At 67.2% G+C, this 5,086-nt stretch carries 3 protein-coding genes; 1 reads left to right on the top strand and 2 read right to left on the bottom strand.

Annotated features, from left to right (window positions below):
• On the top strand, positions 1 to 272 hold a 272-nt coding region (locus ACHZD8_RS14220; RefSeq protein ID WP_394771085.1), incomplete at its 5' end, for a tetratricopeptide repeat protein.
• Positions 273 to 682: 410 nt separating this feature from the next.
• Here ACHZD8_RS14220 and glgB read toward each other — a convergent pair.
• Both glgB and ACHZD8_RS14210 read right to left on the bottom strand, forming a co-directional pair.
• Entirely contained in the window at positions 683 to 2,914 is a 2,232-nt protein-coding gene (gene glgB, locus ACHZD8_RS14215) for a 1,4-alpha-glucan branching protein GlgB (protein WP_394771084.1), read from the bottom strand.
• Positions 2,915 to 4,891, bottom strand: a complete 1,977-nt coding sequence (locus ACHZD8_RS14210) for an alpha-1,4-glucan--maltose-1-phosphate maltosyltransferase (protein WP_394771086.1) — start codon at positions 4,889 to 4,891, stop codon at positions 2,915 to 2,917. It abuts the gene before it with no gap.
• Between the last annotated feature and the right edge of the window lie 195 nt (positions 4,892 to 5,086).

Genomic DNA, 5,086 nt, shown 5'->3' with positions numbered 1-5,086 from the left:
CGCGCCTCGGCACGGCGACGGCCGCCGACATCCGTTCGGCCGCTGCCGCGGCGCCCGGCGAACTCGCCGCGCAGCTCGCGGTGGCCGACCTCGACGTGTCCGGCGGTCATCTCGAGGACGCCTTCGCGCGCCTCCTCGACCTGTTCCCGACCCTCGACGCGGTCGGCAAGGACGCGGTGCGCACGCGGCTTCTCGACTACTTCGAGATCGCCGGGGTGGACGACCCCCGCGTGGTGGCCGCCCGTCGTCGCCTCACGACGCTGCTCTACTGACCCGCGCGGGCATCCGCCGCCGCCTTAGCCCGGCCCTTTCCCTTCCTTCGGCCTGCCTCCCTTTCCGAAATCCATGCAATCTGGTCTGACTCGCCGCTCAACTGCGCCGTCGGACGGCGCGTTGAGCAGGAATGCATGGATTTCGGAAGCCACGGCGAGGGTGAGGGCACAGCAGGAGCAGCCATCGGGCGATGCCGGAGCGCGGCCCGCCGCCCCAGCGCCGTTCCACTGACCCGCGCGGACATCCGCCCGCTCCCGCTTCCGAAATCCACGCAATCTGATCTGACTCGCCGCTCAACTACGCCGTCAGACGGCGCGTTGAGGAGGAATGCATGGATTTCGGAAGCAGTACCAGGAAGCCGAAGCAGGAAGCCGAGCCGGGAGGCCGAGGCCGGCAGCGGGAGCGGCGCCTAGCGCTTGAGCTTGAGCCAGAGGCCGGCCAGCGGGGGGAGGGTGAGCTCCACGGAGGCCGGACGCCCGGCCCAGGACTCCTCGACGGCGGTGACCGAGCCGTAGTTTCCCACGCCAGATCCGCCGTACTCCGAGGCATCCGTGTTGAGGATCTCCTCCCACTCGCCCGCGAACGGCAGACCCACCCGATACGGACCGACCGGATTCCCGGAGAAGTTCATCAGGATGGCGATCGGATTCCCGTCGTTGTCCCAGCGCAGGAACGACACGACATTGTGGGCCGCGTCGCTCGCGTCGAGCCACTCGAACCCACCGGGATCGTTGTCGCGTGACCAGAGGGCAGGCTGTTCGCGGTAGACGCGGTTGAGCTGCCCGACCATGGTGAGCAGACCGCGGTGCACCGGCTGGTCGAGGATCCACCAGTCCAGCCCGCGCTGCTCAGACCATTCGCTCGGCTGCCCGAACTCCTGGCCCATGAACAGCAGCTGCTTGCCCGGGTGCGCCCACATGAAGGCGAGGTAGGCACGCAGGTTCGCGAGCTTCTGCCACTGGTCGCCCGGCATCTTGTGCAGCAGCGACCCCTTGCCGTGCACGACCTCGTCGTGGCTGATCGGCAGCAGGAAGTTCTCGGTGTAGGCGTAGACCATGCTGAAGGTGATCTCGTTGTGGTGATACGAGCGGTACATGGGGTCTTCCTCCATGTACGCGAGGCTGTCGTGCATCCAGCCCATGTTCCACTTGAGACCGAACCCGAGACCCGGCGCGTCGGTGGGCTTCGTGACTCCCGGCCACGCCGTCGACTCCTCCGCGATCATCAGGATGCCCGGATTGCGCTTGTAGGCCGTGGCGTTTACCTCCTGAAGGAAGCCGATCGCCTCGAGGTTCTCCCGGCCGCCGAATTTGTTCGGCTCCCACTGGCCCTCTTCGCGCGAGTAGTCGAGGTAGAGCATGGAAGCCACGGCGTCGACACGGAGGCCGTCGATGTGGAAGTCCTCGAGCCAGTAGAGCGCGTTCGCCACGAGGAAGTTGCGCACGTGTGAATCGCCGAAGTTGAAGACGAGCGTGCCCCAGTCCGGCTGCTCGCCGCGGCGCGGGTCGGAGTGCTCGTAGAGCGGCTGGCCGTCGAAGTTGGCCAGCGCCCACTCGTCCTTGGGAAAGTGGGCGGGCACCCAGTCCATGATCACGCCGATGTCGGCGTTGTGCAGGCGGTCGATCAGGTAACGGAGGTCGTCCGGATGCCCGAAGCGGCTGGTCGGGGCGAAGTACCCGGTCACCTGGTAGCCCCACGACCCGCCGAACGGGTGCTCGGCGAGCGGCATGAACTCCACGTGGGTGAAGCCGGTCTCGTGGATGTACGCGATGAGCTCGTCGGCGAGCTCGCGGTAGCCGAGTCCCGGCCGCCAGGACCCGAGGTGGATCTCGTAGACGCTCAGCGGCGAGTTGTGCGGGTCTCGGGCGGCGCGGCCCGACAGCCAGTCGCCGTCGCTCCACTCGAAGAGCGTCTGCCCCACCTTGGACGCCGTCGCCGGCGGCACCTCGGTGTACCGGGCCATCGGGTCGGCGCGGGTCACCCAGTCGCCGTTGGCGGTGCGCAGCTCGAACTTGTACGCGGTGCCCGGGGTTAGCCCGGGAACGAAGAGCTCCCACACGCCGTTGTCGTCCAGCCGGCGCATGGCGTGGCCGACGCCATACCAGCCGTTGAAGTCGCCGAGCACCCGCGCGGCGGTGGCATGGGGCGCCCAGACGGAGAAACTGGTTCCCTCGATGTCCTCGTGCGGGCGGAAGTGCGCCCCGAAGACCTGCCAGAGCTGCTCGTGGCGGCCCTGACCCCACAGGTAGAGGTCCACGTCGCCCACCGACGGCACGAACCGGTACGGGTCATCGGTGATCCAGTCCGGGCCGTTCGAGTATTTCGTCTCGAGCGTGTACGCCTGCCCCTCGCCGGGAGCCAGACCCTGCCAGAGGCCGTCGGCGAGATGCTCGAGCGGCACCCGGGGTCCGTCGGCACGGATCGCGGTGACCGCCTCGGCGAGCGGCCGCACGGTGCGGATCACGAATCCGCCGTCGACCGGATGCTGGCCGAGGGTCGCGTGGGGCTGCGGGTGTACCGCATCCACCAGGGCGCGCACGAGGCCCGGGTGCAGCTCGGGCAGCACGGAGGCCGCGGGCTTCGCCTTTGCCTTCGCTGGGGCGGTGATCTTGGGCGACTTCTTGTCGACGTCCTTGGCCATTTACTTGCCTCTCGGGAGTTCGACACGCAGGATGTGCACCGGTTCGGTGAAGGCATCGAGCCTGACGTAGTTGTCTGTGCCCCAACTGAACTTCTGTTTCGTGATGAGATCCGTCACCTCGAATACCTCCCCTGGCTCGAGGCCGAAACGGGTCGGGTCCAGGTGCACCGTGGTCTCGCGCACCGAGTGCGGATCGACGTTCGCCACGATGATGAGGGCGTCCCCCCGGCCGGAGCGCGTGAAGCGGCCGTCGAGGTACTTGCTGTAGACGAGGATCGAGTCGTCATCGCTCCAGTGCACGTCGAGGTTGCGCAGCTGGCGCAGCGCCGGATGCTCGGCCCTGATCGTGTTGAGCCGGGTGATGTACGGGGCGAGCGAATGGCCCTCCGCCTCGGCCTTCGCGAAGTCGCGGGACTTGTACTCGTACTTCTCGTTGTCGATGTTCTCTTCCGAGCCCGGCCGCGCGACGTTCTCGTAGAGCTCGTAGCCGGCGTACACGCCCCAGGACGGGGAGGCCGTCGCGGCGATCGCCGCGCGGATCTTGTACGCGGCCGGGCCGCCGAATTGCAGGTATTCGGTGAGGATGTCCGGGGTGTTCACGAACAGGTTCGGCCGGAAGAAATCCGAGAGTTCGTGCGAGAGCCCGGTGAGGAACTCCTCGAGCTCGAGCTTCGTGGTCCGCCAGGTGAAGTAGGTGTACGACTGCTGGAACCCGACCTGACCGAGCGAGTACATCATCGCCGGCCGGGTGAATGCCTCGGCGAGGAATACGACATCCGGAAACTCCGTGTTGACCTCGTGCAGGAGCCACTCCCAGAACTGCAGCGGCTTCGTGTGCGGGTTGTCAACCCGGAAGATGGTGACGCCGAGCGCGATCCAGTACTTGACGATCCGCAGCACCTCCTCGCGGATGCCGATCGGGTCGTTGTCGAAGTTGAGCGGGTAGATGTCCTGGTACTTCTTGGGCGGGTTCTCCGCATACGCGATCGTGCCGTCCGGCAGGGTCGTGAACCACTCGGGATGCTCGGTGACCCACGGGTGGTCGGGGGAGCACTGCAGCGCGAGGTCGATCGCCACCTCGAGGCCGCTCTTCCTGGCCGTGTCGACGAAGGCGGTGAAGTCGACGACGGTGCCGAGGTCGGGGTGGATGGCGTCGTGCCCACCCTCCTTCGATCCGATCGCCCACGGAGATCCCGGGTCGCCCGGTGCTGGGTCGAGGGTGTTGTTCGGGCCCTTGCGGAAGCTCACGCCGATGGGGTGGATGGGCGGCAGGTAGATCACGTCGAAGCCCATGCCGGCCACCGCCGGCAGACGCCGCGCGGCCGTGCGGAAGGTGCCGCTGGTCCAGGTGCCGTCCTTGGCCTTCTTGGCGCCCTCGGAGCGGGGGAAGAATTCGTACCAGCTGCCGGCGCCCGCGCGGGCCCGTTCGACGCGCACCTCGAGCGGTGCGCTCTGGGTCACGAGGGTGGCGAGCGGTTGCTTCTCGATCTCCTCGGTCACGCGAGGGTCCGTCGCGGCGGCGAGACGCACGAGGGGGGCAACGCTCTTGCTGGCGATCACCTTCGCGGCGTCCTTGAGCACCTTGTTCTCCGGGTCTGCCTTCGCCGCACGGGCGAGAAGCTGGCTTCCCATGAGGAGCATGAGCGGCACATCGATGCCGGCCGGAACCTTGATCTCGGCGTTGTGCAGCCAGGTGGCCCACTCGTCGTTCCAGGCCTGCACGCGGTAGACCCAGGTTCCCTGAACGTCGAGAAGGGCGTGGGCCTGCCAGCGGTCGAGGCCCTTGCCGATCTCCACCATGCGGTGCTTCGACTGCACGCCGTCCGGGCCGGTGAGGAGGAGCTCCACGCCGAGAACATCGTGGCCCTCCTTGAACACGGTGGCCTCAAACGGAACCACCTCGCCCACGAAGGCCTTCGCCGGCCAATTGTTCTCGGGCTGTTGGGGGGAGAGGGCCCTGATCGGGATTCGGCCCATCTTCGGTTCGTATGCCACTGTCACACTCCGACCGTAGCGTCTCGGAAGCGAAATCGCTCCCCCTTGACGAATGGCCTTTGCGTCACCGGAGTTCAGGCCAGGGGCGCATCGATTGAAACAACGTGATCCATCGGCTGGTTGGCTCCCTTAGGGTGTAACGGTGAAGGCTATCCGTCGATTTACCGTCCGCACCGT

Origin of the sequence: Lacisediminihabitans sp., from assembly GCF_043726815.1 — a bacterium.
GTDB lineage: Bacteria > Actinomycetota > Actinomycetes > Actinomycetales > Microbacteriaceae > Lacisediminihabitans.
The sequence above is the reverse complement of the archived record's forward strand: the minus strand, read 5'-3'. Positions and strand labels throughout refer to the sequence as shown.